The sequence below is a fragment of the Streptomyces sindenensis genome (assembly GCF_014649035.1).
In the GTDB taxonomy this organism is placed as follows: domain Bacteria; phylum Actinomycetota; class Actinomycetes; order Streptomycetales; family Streptomycetaceae; genus Streptomyces; species Streptomyces sindenensis.
In genome coordinates this window covers 1-3,577 of record NZ_BMSG01000072.1, presented here as the reverse complement: position 1 = coordinate 3,577, position 3,577 = coordinate 1, and the positions used below count along the sequence as shown (strand labels likewise).

Below are 3,577 nucleotides of genomic sequence, written 5' to 3'. Positions count from 1 at the left end.
TGCCTGCAGCATCATCTGTCTCCGACGGCTTCGGGCGGCATTCTGAAACGATCAGTTAGTCATGATCAGGCTCCTTTGCGGGGTGCATGGGGATGGATCTGCTGTCCCGGGCCGGGAAGACGCACCGGTCGGTAGACACCATGGGACACAACGACCGCGCTCGGCCGGAGTGCCGGGCTGTGTCCTCGTCGGCAAGCGATGTGATCCGCGACGTGCTCAACGTCCTGCCCTTCGACCGCTTCGCACGGCGCATCTACGACGGAGCGTTCTCCGGCATGGATCTCACCGCCCGCCCCGCGCACCGGTGAGCTGTTGTCACCGCGAAGTTCACGGTGCAGAACCCTCGCCGCCGTCGGCGAGCCCCAGCGCGACCGCCAGCAGGAGCTGACGCACGACGGGCTGCGGGCCGCCGGAGGCCAAGGGCTGCTGTGCACCCACGGAAGCGGGGCTCTTATGTAGGTGGTCAATGCTGGAGGCCAGGAGTTTGCGCTGGTCAAGGACGGCAGCGGCGTGCCGACTGGCCGGGCCTGGGAGGGTCAGGGCGGCAGCTTCGGTGCCGTGGACCACCATGGTCTGCTCGTCCAGCGCGGTGTATATGTCCTCGACCGGCCGGTCGGCCATCCGCGGTGCCCTCGGGCGCAGCAGCGTGACCAGCCGCCGGCGGCCTGCCTTGCGGATCTGTGCCGGTGACCCGCACCGTTCCAGTAGGGCCAGGACGGCCGGGTGTTGCCTCCGTGGGTCCAGGACTCGTTCCAGGGACGGGTTGATCCGGGTGTGTTGGTCGTGGGGTCGGTTCGCTTCTTGGGTGGTCTTGTTGGTCGGGTTGTTGGTCGGGTTGTTGGTCGGGTTGTTGGTCGGGTTGTTGGTGTTGGTGTTGGTGTTGGTGGTGGGTTTTGGGTCGGGGTTGTCTGTGTTGGTGTGGGTCTGGTTATGTTCCGGGGTGTGGTTGGTGTTCGATGGTGATGTCGGTGGATCCGTCGTGGACCGCTCGCTGGGCGTCGTCGGGGTTGGCGCCCGCGAAGACCAGGATGTCGGTGGCGACCAGCCGTATGCTCTCGCGTACCGCGACGGGCACGGCCGAGTCGTGTTCCGGGGTGTTCCTGACGATGCTCAGGGTGCGCCGGGCGGCGTGTTGGAGTACGGCGTGGCTTCCGCGTGCTTGCGCCAGCGCGTTGAGGACTCCGGACAGCCCTCGTACTGTGGCGGCGAATGCGTTCCTGTGGCTGGGGGTGAGGATCGTGGCGCCTCGGATGAGAGTGAGGCAGCTGTTGCCGAGGAGGTCCAGGTAGCGTGTGGAGGCGGTTTCCTGCTGGATGGGCTCCTGCCGGCTGCGCCAGCGGGGGGTGCGGCGGGCGACGGCGATCGCGTCGTCACGGGTGCGGCCGAGGTCGTTCAGCAGGGTGTAGACCGGGCGTAGTTCCTTCCACGGCTGTTCCTCGCGCTCATCGGCCGAAGCGTCCAGTGTCCGGGCCGCCAGTTCCAGCGCACGGCTCAGCCCTTTGAGTGTGGCGGCCTCGGCCCGTCTCAGCAGGGTGAAGGGGTGCGGGGGGAAGAGTACTTGGTTGAACACGAGCGCGACTCCTGCTCCGAGCAGGGCGTCCAGTACGCGGTCGGTACCGGCTTGCTGTCCGGCTGCGACGGAGATCACGGCGCCGACGGCGGCCTGCGCCATGGTGATGCGCTGCCCGTCGATGAGGAGTGCGAGGAGGAGTGCGCAGAGCACGGCTGCGCCGACCGCCGCGTCGCCGTGGCCGAGGAAGCGGAAGGCTACCTGCCCGACGACCACGCCCGCGATGACCCCGGACATGACCCGTACCGCGTTGGTGCCGCGCCCGCCGAGGGGTGTGTTGAGCGCGACGAGGGTTGCGATCGGGGCGAAGAGGGGGACGTGGTGGTCGAAGACGTCTCCGGCGATCCACCAGGAGAGCGCGGCCGCTGCGGACTGCTGGAGGACCGGCCACAGGTTGTCCTTGACGCGCGAGTACGCCTCGTGCATCGTCCTTCCTCCGTGATCCGGGCAGGGACGGTTCGCGGCGGGGTGCTCAGTGGGCCGTTTCGCTGCCGTGTGCGTGCTTCCCGGCCGGGTGGGCGTCGTCGAACAGGCGAGGGCCCAGGTCGTGCCATTTCCGCAGCCCGGGGAGCCGGTCGCCGGCTTCCGGGCCCCAGCTGCCGGGTGCGTACGGCAATGGCGGTTCGACCGGGTCGAGGACGGGGCCCACGATGCGCCAGCACTCCAGGACGGCGGGGAAGAAGGCGAAGCACTCGGGGTCGCCGGCAACGGCGCCGTGCAGGATGTTCTCGTACGGGAGTTCCTGCCGCCCCAGCACGTGCGCGAAGTCGACGCCGATGGGCACGGTCAGCGGTCCGTCGGTGCTTTCGGGTTTGTTCAGCATCAGGTCTGCCCGGATGCCGGTGTCGCCGTCGATGCGGAAGCGGATGGTGTTCGGCGGTGTCTGGATGCCGTCGCCGCCGAAGAGTTCCAGCGGAGGCTTGCGGAGTTCGACGACGACTTCGGTGGCGGAGACGGCCAGTGCCTTGCCACTGCGGAGGTAGAAGGGGACGTCGGCCCACCGCCAGTTGTCGACGAACATGCGGGTCGCGAAGTAGGTCTCCGTGGTCGAGCCGGGCTTGACGCCCTCGACGTCCTGGTAGCCGTGGTACTGGCCGCGAACGGTCTCGGCAGGGTTCATGGTGCGGGTCGCGTGCAGGGCCCGCCACTTCTCCAGTCCCTGGGCCTGGGCGTTGGTGGCGCTCGGCGGTTCCATCACCAGAAGGGCCAGGACCTGGAGCATGTGGTTCTGGACCACGTCGCGCAGACAGCCCACTGCGTCGTAGAAGGACCCGCGGTCGGCGACGTCGAAGTCCTCGGCGAGGGTGATCTGCACGTTGTCCACGTAGGCGCGGTGCCAGATCGGCGCGAGAAGTGTGTTGGCGAACCGGGAGACCATCAGGCTCTCCACCGCGCGGTTGCCGAGGAAGTGGTCGACGCGCAGCAGATGGGCGTTGTCGAAGTGGGCGGAGAGTTCGTCCTGGAGCTTTCGCGCGGAGTCGAGGTCGTGGCCGAACGGTTTCTCCACCACCAGCCGGGCGTTCCGGTTCAGGTTCTCGGCGGCCAGCGAGCCGGCGACCTCGGTGAAGAGCGATGGCGGGATGGCCAGGTAGTACGTCACAAAGCCACGCCCGGCCACGGCCTCGCGCAGCCGGGCGAAGGTGGTCTCGTCGGCGAAGTCCCCGGTGACGATGGACAGGCCCGCCGCGAACCGGTCGAAGACCGTCTCGTCGATGTCCGTTCCCGCGGCGGCGACCGCCTGGCGCGCGTGTCTGCGCAGGGCGTCGTCGTCCCAGTCGGTGGCGGCCACCCCGATGACGGGAACGGTGAGTTTGCCGGACTCGGTGAGCCGGTACAGGGCGGGCAGCAGCATCTTCTTGGCGAGGTCGCCGGAGATACCGAAGAGCACCAGGGCGTCGGAGCGTTCCATCCCGGGCGGGCTGAGCAGGGTTTCGGTCATCACGACCGTCCTACCTTTCAAGACGTGGGTCTGATCTGGTCACTCGTAAGATCGGAGGGCCCAGGGGC

At 68.2% G+C, this 3,577-nt stretch carries 3 protein-coding genes and 1 pseudogene; 1 reads left to right on the top strand and 3 read right to left on the bottom strand.

Annotated elements, in window-relative coordinates:
• Positions 1 to 179 precede the first annotated feature (179 nt).
• The gene (locus IE145_RS33820) at positions 180 to 308 is read left to right on the top strand and encodes a hypothetical protein (protein WP_268246835.1); all 129 of its coding nucleotides are present in this window, start codon (positions 180 to 182) and stop codon (positions 306 to 308) included.
• 243 nt (positions 309 to 551) lie between these two features.
• On the opposite strand, the pseudogene IE145_RS34125 reads toward IE145_RS33820, so the two are convergent.
• The 3 genes and pseudogenes from IE145_RS34125 to zwf form a co-directional block, all read right to left on the bottom strand.
• Positions 552 to 768, bottom strand: a pseudogene (locus IE145_RS34125) (IS110 family transposase); the annotation flags it as partial.
• A 160-nt stretch (positions 769 to 928) separates the two neighbouring features.
• Entirely contained in the window at positions 929 to 1,996 is a 1,068-nt protein-coding gene (locus IE145_RS33035; protein ID WP_189529104.1) for an FUSC family protein, read from the bottom strand.
• Between the two features lie 46 nt (positions 1,997 to 2,042).
• Positions 2,043 to 3,509: a glucose-6-phosphate dehydrogenase gene (gene zwf, locus IE145_RS33030; protein ID WP_189529105.1), complete on the bottom strand. Its 1,467-nt coding sequence runs from the start codon at positions 3,507 to 3,509 to the stop codon at positions 2,043 to 2,045.
• Positions 3,510 to 3,577: the final 68 nt, after the last annotated feature.

Excerpts from the sequence above, each read along its gene's own strand:
- zwf (WP_189529105.1), bottom strand. The coding sequence starts at position 3,509 with ATGACCGAAACCCTGCTCAGCCCGCCCGGGATGGAACGCTCCGACGCC.
- IE145_RS33035 (WP_189529104.1), bottom strand. The coding sequence starts at position 1,996 with ATGCACGAGGCGTACTCGCGCGTCAAGGACAACCTGTGGCCGGTCCTC.